The organism is Erythrobacter sp. THAF29 (assembly GCF_009363635.1).
GTDB lineage: Bacteria > Pseudomonadota > Alphaproteobacteria > Sphingomonadales > Sphingomonadaceae > Erythrobacter.
The window spans coordinates 656,985-670,230 of sequence record NZ_CP045392.1 but is presented as its reverse complement, the minus strand read 5'-3'; the positions used below and the strand labels follow the sequence as shown (position 1 = coordinate 670,230).

General features: G+C 62.6%; 13 protein-coding genes. 10 read left to right on the top strand and 3 right to left on the bottom strand.

What is annotated here, in order from left to right; genetic code table 11:
* Nucleotides 1–18: 18 nt before the first annotated feature.
* A complete protein-coding gene (locus FIU90_RS03360) occupies nt 19–756 on the top strand; it encodes a response regulator (protein ID WP_152433495.1) in 738 nt (245 codons plus the stop codon).
* On the top strand, nt 753–2,186 hold the full coding sequence (locus tag FIU90_RS03355) for a HAMP domain-containing sensor histidine kinase (protein ID WP_152433494.1): 1,434 nt from the start codon (nt 753–755) through the stop codon (nt 2,184–2,186). Before FIU90_RS03360 ends, FIU90_RS03355 begins: the two co-directional genes overlap by 4 nt.
* 52 nt (nt 2,187–2,238) lie before the next feature.
* On the opposite strand, the gene FIU90_RS03350 is transcribed toward FIU90_RS03355, so the two are convergent.
* On the bottom strand, nt 2,239–3,765 hold the full coding sequence (locus FIU90_RS03350) for a helicase HerA-like domain-containing protein (protein WP_152433493.1): 1,527 nt from the start codon (nt 3,763–3,765) through the stop codon (nt 2,239–2,241).
* Between the two features lie 108 nt (nt 3,766–3,873).
* Here FIU90_RS03350 and pabB point away from each other — a divergent pair, with 108 nt between their 5' ends.
* The 5 genes from pabB to FIU90_RS03325 all read left to right on the top strand — a co-directional run bounded on the left by pabB (nt 3,874) and on the right by FIU90_RS03325 (nt 7,953).
* Nucleotides 3,874–5,682: an aminodeoxychorismate synthase component I gene (gene pabB, locus FIU90_RS03345; protein ID WP_172970169.1), complete on the top strand. Its 1,809-nt coding sequence runs from the start codon at nt 3,874–3,876 to the stop codon at nt 5,680–5,682.
* 46 nt (nt 5,683–5,728) lie between these two features.
* A complete protein-coding gene (locus tag FIU90_RS03340; protein WP_152433492.1) occupies nt 5,729–6,451 on the top strand; it encodes an RluA family pseudouridine synthase in 723 nt (240 codons plus the stop codon).
* A complete protein-coding gene (arfB, locus tag FIU90_RS03335) occupies nt 6,444–6,860 on the top strand; it encodes an alternative ribosome rescue aminoacyl-tRNA hydrolase ArfB (protein ID WP_152433491.1) in 417 nt (138 codons plus the stop codon). Before FIU90_RS03340 ends, arfB begins: the two co-directional genes overlap by 8 nt.
* A 144-nt stretch (nt 6,861–7,004) precedes the next feature.
* The gene (gene rpmG / locus FIU90_RS03330; protein WP_007165948.1) at nt 7,005–7,172 is read left to right on the top strand and encodes a 50S ribosomal protein L33; all 168 of its coding nucleotides are present in this window, start codon (nt 7,005–7,007) and stop codon (nt 7,170–7,172) included.
* Nucleotides 7,173–7,275: 103 nt separating this feature from the next.
* Complete coding sequence (locus FIU90_RS03325) at nt 7,276–7,953, top strand: outer membrane lipoprotein carrier protein LolA (protein WP_370515131.1); 678 nt, start codon at nt 7,276–7,278, stop codon at nt 7,951–7,953.
* Nucleotides 7,954–8,168: 215 nt separating this feature from the next.
* Here FIU90_RS03325 and FIU90_RS03320 read toward each other — a convergent pair whose 3' ends face one another.
* Nucleotides 8,169–9,590 (bottom strand): alkaline phosphatase, encoded by a 1,422-nt coding sequence (locus tag FIU90_RS03320; protein ID WP_152433490.1) that lies wholly within the window; start codon nt 9,588–9,590, stop codon nt 8,169–8,171.
* Nucleotides 9,591–9,691: 101 nt separating this feature from the next.
* Here FIU90_RS03320 and xth point away from each other — a divergent pair, with 101 nt between their 5' ends.
* Genes xth through FIU90_RS03305 form a run of 3 tightly spaced genes read left to right on the top strand, consistent with a single transcriptional unit; the run spans nt 9,692 to nt 12,068 of the window.
* Entirely contained in the window at nt 9,692–10,480 is a 789-nt protein-coding gene (gene xth, locus FIU90_RS03315) for an exodeoxyribonuclease III (RefSeq protein ID WP_152433489.1), read from the top strand.
* Complete coding sequence (gene ribA, locus FIU90_RS03310; protein WP_152433488.1) at nt 10,477–11,559, top strand: GTP cyclohydrolase II; 1,083 nt, start codon at nt 10,477–10,479, stop codon at nt 11,557–11,559. The genes xth and ribA overlap by 4 nt, the downstream gene beginning before the upstream one ends.
* The gene (locus FIU90_RS03305) at nt 11,556–12,068 is read left to right on the top strand and encodes a GNAT family N-acetyltransferase (RefSeq protein WP_152433487.1); all 513 of its coding nucleotides are present in this window, start codon (nt 11,556–11,558) and stop codon (nt 12,066–12,068) included. Before ribA ends, FIU90_RS03305 begins: the two co-directional genes overlap by 4 nt.
* Here FIU90_RS03305 and FIU90_RS03300 read toward each other — a convergent pair.
* Nucleotides 12,065–13,024 carry a hypothetical protein gene (locus FIU90_RS03300; RefSeq protein ID WP_152433486.1) on the bottom strand — a complete coding sequence of 320 codons (960 nt, stop codon included), beginning with the start codon at nt 13,022–13,024 and terminating at the stop codon, nt 12,065–12,067. The two genes, FIU90_RS03305 and FIU90_RS03300, sit on opposite strands and share 4 nt — an antisense overlap.
* Nucleotides 13,025–13,246: the final 222 nt, after the last annotated feature.

The following is a 13,246-nucleotide window of genomic DNA, read 5'->3' as shown; positions in this document are numbered from 1 at the left end:
CGCGATGGCGAGATCACGATGAGCGATTATACTTCGATCCTGCTGGTCGATGACGAGCCGACCCTGCGCGAACCGCTCGCCGAATATCTGAGCGGTCAGGGTTTCGCCGTGACCGAGGCCGCGAGCGCTGCTTCGGCCCGCACCGAACTCACCAGGAACCAGCCCGACATCGTCCTCCTCGACATCATGATGCCGGGGGAAGACGGTCTTTCCCTCTGCCGCCACCTCGTCGAGACGCAGAAGCTCCCCGTCATTTTTCTCACCGCACGCGGCGAGCCGACCGACCGCATCGTCGGTTTAGAGCTCGGCGCCGACGATTACGTCGTCAAGCCCTTCGAACCTCGCGAGCTTGTCGCCCGAATCCGCACTGTCCTGCGCCGTGTGGGCCGTGCTCCTTCGCCGAGCACGCAGGCCGAGGACTGGCTCTATGAATTCGAAGGCTGGCGGCTCGACCCTCTGAAACGCAAGCTGAGCGATCCCGGCGGTGTCACCATTCCGATCTCGACGGCGGAGTACCGCCTGCTGCGCGCTTTCCTCGACAACCCGAAAAGCGTGCTGGACCGCGACCGCCTGCTCGACATGGTCCAGGGTAGGACCGCGCATCTGTTCGACCGCGCAGTCGACAACCAGGTCAGCCGCCTCCGCCGCAAGATCGAGACGGACACGCGCAACCCGCAGTTCATCCAGACCGTTCGCGGCGGAGGCTATCGCTTCGCCGCACAGGTCAGCCGCACCCCACCGACCGACGAGGCATGAAGCGGCTTATCCCCTCCAGCCTGCTCGGACAGGTCATGCTGGTGCTCGCCATCGGCCTGCTGATGGCGCAGGTGATATCGGCAGTGCTGCTTTACCGCGCATCCGAAGATCGGCGCGAAACTGCAATTGTCAGCTCAATGGCGTTTCGCCTGATCGCCGAAGGTTCGCGCTCCGCCGAAAGAGCCGAACGGCGCGCGCGTCTCGAGTCCCTGCGTCGCGAAGCGATCGAGCGGGGCGAGGACCCGCGCCCGGGCGGCGGCAGGCCGTTCGCGCGGCGTATGCGGCTCGGCGTCGAGCGCAGCGAAACGTCGCCCATCGCGGAAAATGAGCCGCGCCTCGCGTCGCTCGAACAGGGCTTGCGAGATGTGCTGTCGGCGCAGGATCTCGTCGTCGGTGACATTGCAGTCACCCGCCGGCTCGCCGGCAATGACCCATACGTGCAGGATCTGATCGAGCGCCGGCCAAGGATGCGCACGCCCGGTTGGGAAGAAAGGCAAATCCTCGTCGCTTCGGTTGAGCGAACCGACCAGCCGGGTTGGCTCACCGTGCGCATTCCCGAACCACGGCGTCCCCCCGGAGGCCTCGCCATGCTCGTCCTGCAAACACTGGTGACATTCGTCGTCCTGGTGCTGCTGCTTTACCTCGTCCTTCGCCGCATAACGCGTCCGCTCGCGCTATTGACCGAGCGGCTCTCCGATTTCTCGCGCAGGCCCGACCAGGCTGTCCGGATCGCAGAAAGCGGCCCCGCCGATACCCGTAGGCTGATCGCAGCGCACAATGCGATGGAGAGCCGCATCGCCGCGTTGCTCGATGAAAAGGACGTGATGCTCGGCGCAATCGGGCACGACCTCAAAACCCCGCTCGCCGCGCTTCGTGTCCGGATCGAAAGCGTACCCGACGAAGTCCAGCGAGAGCGCATGGCCGAAAGCATCGAGGACATCACCGCGACGCTCGACGATATCCTCACGCTCGCGCGCATCGGGCGCTCGCATGGCGACGAGGAGCCGGTTGATCTCGGCGCGCTCGCTCTTGGCGTGGTCGAGGAATTCGAGGATCTGGACCAGCCGGTAACGATCGACGATCCGCCGCGACTGCCTGCAACCGTTCATGTGACATGGCTCAAACGCGCGCTGCGTAACCTTGTAGGCAATGCGGTGCGTTATGGGGGTACCGCCGAAGTTACGGTTGAGCGCAACGGCGACGAAGCCCTGATCGTCGTGGCGGATCGCGGCCCCGGCATCCCCGCGGACCGCATCGCCGACATGTTCGAACCCTTCACTCGCGGGGAGGCATCGCGCAATCGCGCCACCGGCGGAGCGGGCCTTGGTCTGACGCTCGCGCGCGCCATCGCGGAGCAACACGGCGGCTCGCTAACCTTGCAAAACCGCGAAGGCGGCGGCCTGCGCGCGGAACTGCGCCTGCCGCTCTAGGATACGGACGCGCAGCGCCCGCGAGGGCGATTGCCCGCCCGAAGCGAGCGAGTTACCTCATCAATCCCCCGATGATGTTGCGCACGAAAGCGTTTGCACCGGTGCGGACCGGATCGGCGCGCGATTTCTTGCCAAGCACGGTTGCGACCGCAATCGAAGCGAAGGAACCGGCCGCAGCCTTCATCGCACTCTTGCCGGCGCGCTCCCACATGGACGGGGTCTTTCGCTCGCGCTTGCGGACTTCCTCTTCGCCCTTCTCGGCGACTTCCTTCGCCGTCTCGGCGGCATCGGCGGCCTTTTGCGCGAGCACTTCCTCGGCGCTCTGGCGGTCTACGGCTTCGTCATACTTGCCTTCGATCGGGCTCACCGACTGGATGATCGCGCGCTCTTTCTTTGTGACCGGGCCGAGCCGCGAGCGCGGCGGTTTGATGAGTGTGCGCTGCACGATCGTGGGCGCGCCGTCTTCATCGAGGGTAGAGACCAGCGCCTCGCCGACCTTCAGTTCCGTAATTGCCTCCTCGACATCGAGGTCGGGATTGATGCGGAATGTCTCGGCGGCGGCCTTGATCGCGCGCTGGTCGCGTTTGGTAAAGGCGCGAAGGGCGTGCTGCACGCGGTTGCCCAGCTGTCCCGCAACGTCCTCAGGGATGTCGATCGGGTTTTGCGTCACGAAGAACACACCGACCCCTTTCGAGCGGATCAGGCGCACGACCTGCTCGATCTTCTCCTGCAGCGCCTTGGGTGCATCGTCGAACAGCAAGTGTGCCTCGTCGAAGAAGAATACGAGCGTCGGTTTCTCAGGATCGCCGACTTCGGGCAGGCTCTCAAACAGTTCGGCGAGCAGCCACAAGAGGAAGGTCGCATAGAGTTTGGGGCTGCGCATCAGCTTGTCGGCGGCGAGCACGTTCACGTAGCCGCGTCCGTTCTCGTCAAGCTTGAGAAAATCGTCGATCTCGAGAGCGGGTTCGCCGAAGAAATGATCGGCGCCCTGCGATTCGAAAGAAAGGAGCTGGCGCTGGATCGCGCCGACGGACTGGCGCGAGACATTGCCATACTGGCCCGAGAGCTCTTTCGCATTCTCGCTTGCGAATTGAAGCAGCGCCTGGAGGTCGTCGAAGTCGAGCAGCAGCAGGCCGTTATCATCGGCATAGCGGAACACGATCTGCAGAACGCCTTCCTGCGTGTCGTTTAGGTCGAGCAGGCGCGCGAGGAGCAGCGGGCCCATTTCGGTGATCGTAGTGCGGATCGGGTGGCCCTGTTCGCCATAGAGATCCCAGAAGATCACCGGGTTATCCGAGTACCCGTAATCGTCCATGCCGAGCTCTTTCGCGCGGCCTTCGAGCTTGTCGGCATGCTTGAAAGTCGGAGAGCCGGGCATAGCGATACCCGAAAGATCGCCTTTCACATCGGCGACGAAGACCGGGACGCCATTGGCAGAGAAACTTTCGGCCAGCCCCTGCAGCGTTACCGTCTTGCCGGTCCCGGTCGCGCCCGCAATCAGGCCGTGCCGGTTCGCACGCTCGAGCGCGAGGTGCTGCTTTTCGCCATTGGCGCCCAGTCCAAGGAAAATCTCGCTCATATTAATCTCTGACCCCTACCCGTCGATTTCTTCTGCGAATGCAGTGCAGACCGAAATCGGACCGGTCAAGCACTCGACTTGGGCTGGCAATGGGCTAAGGCGGTGGGAATGGGTTTGGACACTCCATTCGTATTGCTGGACGACGCGCGCGCCGAAGGTGCGGCGGATGCGCTCCTATACGAGAATCCGAGCGAGATTTTCGCGGCTTACCATGCGCGCGATGTCGAGAATGCGCTGACTGCCGCGAACGAGGCGCGGGCCGACGGTCGCGGCGTACTGGCGGGCTATATCGCCTACGAGGCCGGGCTGGCGCTCGAACCCAAGCTGGCCGGAATGGCCGATGCGCGGAGCGGAGCGGCGGGGCCGCTTGTGTGGCTCGGACTATTCGACGATCCGCGGCGGATTGCAGCAGAAGACGTGCCCGACTGGCTCGAAGCACGCTCTGAAGGCTCGGCGAGCATCGGGCCGCTCGATCCGCAGCTTTCGCCCGGCGGATACCACGAAGCCTTCGCCGCGATGCGCGAGGCGATCCATGCGGGTGACATCTACCAGGCGAATCTCACCTATCCGCTGGCCGGCTCCTATCGCGGCGATCCGGTCGCGCTCTATCGCCAGCTGCGCCCGGCGGCGCAGGCGGGTTATGGCGGAGTGCTGTTCGACGGGTCGCACTGGCTGCTCAGCTTTTCGCCCGAGCTCTTCGTCGCGCTCGACGGCTACATGGCCAAGGCGAAGCCGATGAAGGGCACGCGCCCGAGGGGACATGACGAAGCGAGCGACATTGCGCTTGCCGAGGAACTCGCCACCTCGGTCAAGGACAAGGCCGAAAACCTGATGATCGTGGACCTCATGCGCAACGACCTCAGCCGCGTAGCGGTGCCGGGGACCGTGCGAGTCGATGCGCCGTTCGCGATTGAGAGCTACCCGACGGTGCACCAGATGGTCTCGAGCGTGCGCGCACAATTGCAGGCGGGCAAGGGCGCGTTTGACCTCGTGCGCGCCCTGTTTCCGTGCGGATCGATCACCGGCGCTCCCAAGATTCGTGCGATGGAATTGATCGACGAGCACGAGCGCGATGCGCGTGGCCCCTATTGCGGCGCCATCGGGCGGATCGATGCCGATGGCAATGCCGCGTTCAATGTCGCGATACGGACATTGCGTCTGACACCGATCGAGAACCGGCAGGGCACCGCTGTGCTCGGTGTCGGTTCGGCCATTGTGGCGGACAGCGATCCCCTTGCTGAGCGCCGCGAATGCGAAGTGAAGGCAGGCTTCACACGGCGCTCTTCGCCCGATCACACCGCACCGCAATTCGACCTCATCGAAACGATGGAGTTCAACCCCGAAGTCGGCATTGCGCTGCTTGAATTGCATCTTGCCCGGATGAAGAAAAGCGCGTCCGAGCTTGGCTTCGAATTCGACCGGCATGCCGCGCGCAACCAGATCCAGGCACTGTGTTTCGAGCTCGATGCTCCGGCGAAGCTTCGTCTGCTCCTGGCGCGAAGCGGCCAGATTGCGCTTGAGACAGGGCCGATGCCGACGCAATTCGATGGCCCGGTGCCGGTCGTCGCGCTGCCCAGCCCGCTCGATCCATCCGACTGGCGGCTGCGGCACAAGACTTCGGATCGCGGCTTTTACGAGGACGCGCTCGATGCCGCGAGAGGTATGGGCGCATCCGAGGCCATCCTCGTTCGCAACGACGGGCTTGTGACCGAGGGCAGCTACACCAATATATTTGTAGAGCGCGACGGAGTGCTCCTCACCCCTCCCGCAAGCCTCGGCCTCCTGCCCGGCGTCTTGCGCGAATATCTGATCGAGAAAGACCAGGCCCGCGAGGCCGAATTGACGCTCGATGACCTCGAGAACGGTTTCAAGCTCGGCAACGCAGTGCGCGGGCTATTTGCAGCGAAACTGATTTAGACATGGACCATGCCGCCCGCGCCCCGGCAGAACAGAATAGAACATCATGAACATCCCCATCATCTTCGAAGACGGCGAGGCACTCGTCATCGACAAGCCCGCCGGGCTCCCGGTCGATCGCCCCAAGCGCGGCGGTCCGGCGCTTTTCGACCATATCGAGCAGCTGAAACTCGGCTTCCAGCGCCCGCCTGTACCAGCCCACCGGCTCGACACCGATACATCGGGCTGCCTGTTGCTTGCGCGTAATCCGAAAGCGCTGAAGCGTTTCAACAAGGCGTTCGAGAACCGGCTCGTCGGCAAGACCTACCTTGCGATAATCGACATGGAGCCCGCCGAACAGTCGGGCACGATCGAACTCAACCTTGCGAAAATCAGCTCGGCCGAGAAGGGCTGGAGGATGATCGCAGCGAAGAAAGGCAAGCCCGCCATTTCGCACTGGGAGCTTCTGGAGACCATTGGCGATGGATCCCGCAAACGGTCCCTGATCCGCTTCCGTCCTGAAACCGGTCGCACCCACCAATTGCGCGTCCACGCGCTTCAGGGGCTCGGTGCACCGCTGCTTGGCGATCCGGTCTATGGCCCGGTGCGCGGCCAGAACAAGGGCGCCGCCCGGACGATGCTTCACGCCGAATCGATCCATGTGGCGCGCGAGGGCAAGGAACCCATCATCGCCTTCGCGCCATTCCCGGAAGATTTCGTTCGCGCAGGGCTCTCCGCACCCGAGAAGCCGGAACCACCGGTGCGCACGCCTGCCCCGACCGATGGATAAGGCGCTGCTCGACCGGGCCCATGCCCTGGCTGAGGAGACATTCCTCGCCGGATCGGGTCCGGGCGGGCAGAACGCAAACAAAGTCGCAACCGAGGTGCAGCTGCGCGTCAACGTCTACGCGTTGCGCCTTCCGCCCCCGGTCTTCGCGCGGCTGCGAGATATCGCAGGGACCAAACTTACGACCTCGGGCGATCTCCTCATCACTGCACGGCAACACCGCACGCAGGAGGCGAACAGGCAGGCCGCGCGGGACAGGCTCGAGCAAATGCTGGAAGCGGCGCACCGCCGGCCGAAGAGGCGCGCGAAAACCCGCATCAATCGCGTCGGCAAGACCCAAAGGCTCAAGGCAAAGAAGGCGCGCGGCGAAGTGAAGGCCAAACGCGGCAAGGTCAGCCGTTCCGATTGGTAAGCCGGATGCGCGCTCACGCCTTGACTTTTCCCCGTGAATCGGCAATTGGGCGCGCCGGAACGGCGGTGCGTGCAGCGCGCCGCCTTATGTTTTTGGCTCCGGGGCAAGGCACCCGAGCCCACCAGAAAGATTTAGGATACCGCCATGGCGAAGCCCGCAACCGTCAAGATCAAGCTCGTCTCGACCGAGGGCACGGGCTTTTACTACGTGACCAAGAAGAACCCGCGCAACATCACCGAAAAGATGGTGTTCCGCAAATACGACCCGGTCGCGAAGAAGCACGTCGAGTTCAAGGAAGCCAAGATCAAGTAAGGCTTTGAAAAGCCTTGCCACGCAGGGCGATTGCCTTGCTGCCTTCCAGCTCCTAAATTCATCAGCAGTTCAACGCTTCGCGGCTAACTGACGAGGCATGTCCATGCTGAAATCCCTATCGATGAAGTTCGCCTCACGCGCCGCGCTAGCCGGCGTGCTGGGGGCGGCCGCCCTTGCACTGCCCGCCATCCACGGCGCTGCAACGATCCCCGCCGCGCAGGCGCAGACCAGCAGCGCCGATCTCGACCGCGCGGTCGCGGCACTGCGCGCTATCTCGACCATGCGCGCCGATTTCACCCAGACCGACCGCGCGGGCAACACGGCCCGCGGCACGATGACGCTGAAACGACCGGGCAAGATTCGCTTCGACTACGGCAAAAACGCGGACCTTCTCGTCGTTTCGAACGGCAAATCGCTTTACATGGTCGATTACGAGGTCCGCCAGGTAGAACGCTGGCCGATCAAGAATTCGCCGCTTGGCGCGCTGCTTGATCCCAATCGCGACGTGAAGAAGTATGGTGAACTGATCCCGACCGGCAGCCCGGACGTGCTCAGCATTCGCGTCAAGGATCCGAAACGGCCTGAATTTGGCGTCATGAATCTTATTTTCGTGCGCAATTCGCGTGCGCCCGGCGGCCTCGAATTGACACATTGGGTCGCCCTCGACGCACAAAATCACAGGACAACGGTGCGGTTGACGAATCACCGCTACGGAATGTCCGTCGCAGAGAGCACGTTCAAATTCGACGATCCGCGCCGATCATCTCGTCGTCCGCGGTGAACGCTTCGCGGGTGAAAAGTTGTACGTAAGCGACAAAACCGGTCAATTATTCATGTACGTGAAAGCCGAATATCCCTAAAAATAGTCAGGCAAGGCGGTCGAGAGCGGGTTTCCCCCCTGTTGCCCTAGCCCTCGGAAAGAGCCGTCTTGTACAAGCGTGACGAACGCTCAAAAGGAACCCCTGTCCCAACGCCCCCGGGACAGGGGTTTTTTCGTCATTCCCAGCCGAATGCCTTTCTGATCATGTCGTAGATCAGGTTCTGCTCGATCACGCCCCTGGCACGTTCCGAGCCAGGACCGGTCGCATAGAGCGCTACGTCCTCGCCGGCGTGGGTTTCGCTGTCCTTTGGAATGGCAGCCTGCTGGACAGCAGCCATTCCCGTTTCGGGCACGGGCCGCTCGGCCATGTTGGCGATCGCGCCCGGACCGTTGGCATAGCCGAGAGTGGTATACGGCTTGCCATCCGATGCCAGCGTCGCCGTGGCAACCTCTTCGCCACCTTCTTCAGGAGGGACCACAATGCCGAGAATGTCATTTCCGCGGCGGGGATAGCCCGAAATCGTGAAGACGTGGCTGTGATCGGCGGTGACGAGGATCAGGGTTTCTGCCGGATCGGTATTCTCAACCGCGTACTGGACAGCACGCGCAAACTCGACCGTTTCCTCAAGCGCGGGGCCAGCCCGCCCTCCGTGGTGCGCGTGGTCGATCCGACCGCTTTCGACCATCAGGTAGAACCCGTCCGGGTCGTTTTTCAGCCGCGCGATCGCTTGCGAAGTCATCTCGGTCAGCGTCGGCTGGCTCGTGTCGCGATCGGGAGCGGCCATGAAGTCCATGTGGCTCGAACCGAACAGGCCGAAAACCGGCTTGTCCATCGGCGCTGCGGCCAGCGCTTCGCGATCGGTGACAAAGGTTCCGCCGGTGCGCGCGACCCAGCCGGCGGGAAGATCGGCATTCTTCTCAAGCCGCCTTCCGCCCTGCTCGCTACCGTAGAATGAGCGCGTGCCGCCGCCCAGGGCGACATCGAAATCGGTTCCGACGAGCTGGCTCGCAATGTCGTCGCACACGGCGCCGCTGTCTTCGTCGGAAGCTTCGACATAGGCCTCCCAATTGCGGTCGGATGCGCGCGCGTAGACGCTCGCTGGCGTCGCATGGGTGATGCGCGCTGTTGAAACGATGCCGAGCGCGAGTCCCTTTTCCTTCACCTCTTCGCCAAGCTGCGGGAGCGGGTGGGCTAATGTATCCGCGCACGATCCGCGCGCTGCCTGCGGGCCGACTCCGAGGAAACCGATATTGGTCTTCTGGCCCGAATGAATGGCGGTCGCAGTCCCCGCGCTGTCGGGAACCTGCGCGTTGGTGTTGTAGGTCTTCACAAGCGCGACGTTCTCGAACTTTTCGAAGCTCAGCACGTTTTCCTCGCCGCTCTCGCCGCGTTTCTGCCCTTCGTAGATGCGCGCTGCCGTGACGGTCGAAATGCCCATGCCGTCGCCGATGAAGAGGATCACGTTCTTCGCCTTTGCGGGTGTCGGCGCTGGCGCGACCGAGTTTGCGCTGCGCATTTGGTATTCGGAAGGCGAGCAGGCGGCGAGCGGAAGCGCGGCGCTTGCGAGCAAGATGGCGAGTTTAGCCGAATTGGTCATCGGAAGTGTCTCCTGGATTTCTGGGCCCTCGCTATCGGATACGATTGCGACGCGAAAGTGAAAGGTGGAGTTTCTCTGCTGCGCATCCTAAGTCGCAGCGCATGGTTTCTGTTGCTACCTGGAATATCAATTCGGTTCGCCTGCGCCTTCCGCTGGTCGAGAAGTATCTCAAGGAAGAGACGCCCGACGTCCTGTGCCTGCAGGAAATCAAGTGCCAGGAACACCAGTTTCCGGCCGAAGCGCTCGCCGAACTGGGATACGAACACCAGGCGGTGCATGGGCAAAAGGGCTATCACGGCGTGGCGACCGTCAGCCGCTTGCCGATCCGCGAGATCTCGCGTCACGATTGGCGGGACAATGGCGAGGCGCGTCATGTAGGCGTGGAGATTCTCGGCAAGGGCATGATCGTCGAGAACGTTTATGTGCCCGCCGGCGGCGACGTGCCCGACCGCGAGGTGAACGCGAAGTTCGGGCAGAAGCTCGATTTCCTCGAACGCATGACGCGTTGGGCAGACGCGGTCGACAAGCCCACTTTGATCGTCGGCGATTTCAACATCGCCCCCCTTGAAAGCGATGTCTGGAGCCACAAGCAGCTGCTGAAAGTCGTCAGCCACACACCGATCGAGGTCGAGACCCTGCAGCGCTTCAAAGATGCGCATGGCTGGACCGATATCGGTCGCGAGCATATTCGCGATCCGGAGCGCTATTACAGCTGGTGGTCGTACCGCTCGCCCGACTGGCGCAAGAACGATCGCGGGCGGCGGCTCGATCATATGTGGGCCTCCCCCGATCTCGCCAGGCAAGCGACGGCGCACCGTATCCTCGAAGATGCTCGCAGCTGGGAAAAGCCCTCGGACCACATTCCACTTATTACCGAGTTCGATATTTGATCGAGGCATCGTCCTCGAGCCGCCGCGCAGCGCAAGCGGTCGACGCGCTGCGCCATGGCTGGCCGCTGACTTTTTCCGGCGTCGAGCGGCCCGATGTCACGCTGCTTCCGGTCGAAACCGCAATCGCAAGTGAGGCAACGTCGGATCGCATGTTGATCTCTGCGGCGCGCGCAGCCACGCTCAAACTCGCGAACCAGCGGGAGGCGGCGGTGCCGCACAGCCCGGTGTTGATCAAGGGCGGGGAGAGGTTCGACCTTCGCTCCGCCACCCCGATCGCAGACCCCGCACTCGATCTCGGCAACCCTTTCAAGGGGCCGTTCCGCGCCGAACATATCGACTGGCCCGAGATTGCGTCGGCGGCGATGGAGTTCGCGCGCATCGCCGGCATTCTTCCTGCTTTCCTGGTCGATCCCGAAAGCGCTGGAGAGCCGCAGCCGGTCGCTCTCGAAGATCTCGCACACTACAAGGACGCGCGCTCGCTCAAGATCGTGACTCGTGCGCGGCTTCCGGTTGAGGCATGCGAATCCGCCGAAATCGTCGCCTTCCGCTCCCCCGATGATACACGCGAGCATGTGGCTCTCATCATCGGAAACCAGAGCGGCGATCGCGCGCCGCTGGTCCGCCTTCATTCCGAGTGCCTGACGGGTGACATTCTCGGCAGTCAGAAATGCGATTGCGGTCCGCAGCTCGATGCAGCGCTGCACGCCATGGCCGAACATGCCGAAAGGGAAGGCGGCTGGGGCGCGCTCCTATACATGCGGCAGGAAGGACGCGGGATCGGCCTCATCAACAAGCTGCGCGCCTACCGGCTTCAGGACGAGGGCTTCGACACGGTCGATGCGAACCAGCGGCTCGGCCTGCCCGACGAAGCGCGTGATTTTCCGACCGCTGCGCGAATGCTCGAATTGCTCGGTGCGACAACGATCAGGCTGATGACCAACAATCCGGCAAAGGTCGATGCGCTCGAGGCTGCGGGGATTTCGGTGGCCGAGCGGGTTCGGCACCAATTGCCCGACAACCCGCACAATGCGCGCTACCTAGCGACCAAGCGCGACCGGTCGGGACACCTTCTCGAATGACAGGCCCCGAACACGCGATCACCATCCGTCCTGAGGCGGCGGGCGATGAAGCCATGATCCACGCCCTGACCGAGGCCGCATTCCGCGACATGCCTTTCTCCGACGGAGACGAGCACCACCTCGTCGACCGGCTGCGCGCGGACGGCGATCTCACGCTCTCGCTCGTCGCGGAGGACGCGGAGCGGATCGTCGGGCATATCGCATTCTCGCCCGTCACGATCAGCGACGGCGCCGCAGGTTGGTTCGGCCTCGGTCCGGTCTCGGTTTGGCCCGAATTTCAGAAGCAAGGGATTGGCGGCACTCTCATCAGGCGCGGGATCGCCGATATGCGGGCAATGGGCGCGCGCGGGATCGTGCTTTTGGGAAGCAACGAGTATTATCCGCGCTTTGGATTTCGGCACGAGCCGCAGCTCACCTATCCCGGCCCGCCATCCGAATATTTCCAGTGCCTGTTGCTCCAGGGCGACTTGCCGAGCGGCGAGGTGAAATACGCACCCGCTTTCGGCTAGAAGTCCTCCATCATAAGGTCGATATCAGCCTGCATTCGCTTCAGTCGCTCTTCGTTTGCGGCCTTCTCTTCGGCAGAACCCGGCACGCGCTCCGGACGTTGCGGAATGGTTTTGGCTGGATCGAGCCACACCAATGTTGCACCGCTCGGGATGATGAGCCGCTCGATTTCAGCATATTGGGCTTCCGGCGAGGAAATGTAGAATGTCGCTTCCGAAAGCGTGCCGGGCTCGACATCGCGCATGATGCTGCGGATCGCGGCGAGCAGTCCATCGGGATCGCACGGTGCGACGAAACTTGCGGCGCGCGGATATCCGGACTCTTCGGTCATCCGGTCGCGTAGCCAGCCGACCGATTCTTCGTACCGTTTGTGATCGGAAGGAAACAGCACAGTGGTCGACGTGACCGGATCGTCGAGATAATCAGGTGCGAGCCTCAGATGCGCCTCGCGCAGGTATTGATGCCAGTCTCGCATTTCGCAGCCTGCGGGCGCAACCAAGGGGTCGCGCAAATAGGCGATTCTCTCCTGCTCGATACGTTCGCGCTCTTTTTCGGCATTGTTTGCAGCGCAAAGTGCCGCTTCCCACTCGTCGGTCGGAGGAAAAGTTATTGTCCCGTCCTCTAATGCGATACGAAAGGTGACAGCTTCTTGCTTGTCCCGCTTACGAGGGTGAACTGGCACCAACAAATCGATTTCGAGTATCTTTTCCTCGACCAGAATTGCGGCGCCGCTTTTCCAGTAAGTCGAACTGACCGAATGCGACAATCCCGCAACGTAATTTTCTGGCACGACGTCGGTGAGTGTAAGACTGCGTATGAGTTTGCCTTCCGGGCCATAGATCACGATTACGTTTTCCCCACGACCGATACTGTGCCAGTTGTCGAATGTTACGACATGGCTACCGTTATCGGCGACCAAGGCCGTGACGGGAGATACCGGATTCATCAAAGAGCGCACCCAGACCGGTTCCCACCTGCCCTCTTCTGTCTTCCGCTCCAGGTACCCTATTGGCTTTGGCCGTTCGACGGTACGGCCGTCAGCTTCAACGCGCATTTTCTCTTCAAAATATTGCAGACTGCTGTCGAGCGGCGAAGGTTCAACAGTGAACCGAAATTTTCCATTCGTCGAAGATGTAGTCTGCCTTTCGGGCGGCACCCAGCTATCTGCACAAGCCTCCTG

Excerpts from the sequence above, each read along its gene's own strand:
- FIU90_RS03360 (WP_152433495.1), top strand. The coding sequence starts at position 19 with ATGAGCGATTATACTTCGATCCTGCTGGTCGATGACGAGCCGACCCTG.
- FIU90_RS03355 (WP_152433494.1), top strand. The coding sequence starts at position 753 with ATGAAGCGGCTTATCCCCTCCAGCCTGCTCGGACAGGTCATGCTGGTG.
- FIU90_RS03350 (WP_152433493.1), bottom strand. The coding sequence starts at position 3,765 with ATGAGCGAGATTTTCCTTGGACTGGGCGCCAATGGCGAAAAGCAGCAC.
- pabB (WP_172970169.1), top strand. The coding sequence starts at position 3,874 with ATGGGTTTGGACACTCCATTCGTATTGCTGGACGACGCGCGCGCCGAA.
- FIU90_RS03340 (WP_152433492.1), top strand. The coding sequence starts at position 5,729 with ATGAACATCCCCATCATCTTCGAAGACGGCGAGGCACTCGTCATCGAC.
- arfB (WP_152433491.1), top strand. The coding sequence starts at position 6,444 with ATGGATAAGGCGCTGCTCGACCGGGCCCATGCCCTGGCTGAGGAGACA.
- rpmG (WP_007165948.1), top strand. The coding sequence starts at position 7,005 with ATGGCGAAGCCCGCAACCGTCAAGATCAAGCTCGTCTCGACCGAGGGC.
- FIU90_RS03325 (WP_370515131.1), top strand. The coding sequence starts at position 7,276 with ATGCTGAAATCCCTATCGATGAAGTTCGCCTCACGCGCCGCGCTAGCC.
- FIU90_RS03320 (WP_152433490.1), bottom strand. The coding sequence starts at position 9,590 with ATGACCAATTCGGCTAAACTCGCCATCTTGCTCGCAAGCGCCGCGCTT.
- xth (WP_152433489.1), top strand. The coding sequence starts at position 9,692 with ATGGTTTCTGTTGCTACCTGGAATATCAATTCGGTTCGCCTGCGCCTT.
- FIU90_RS03305 (WP_152433487.1), top strand. The coding sequence starts at position 11,556 with ATGACAGGCCCCGAACACGCGATCACCATCCGTCCTGAGGCGGCGGGC.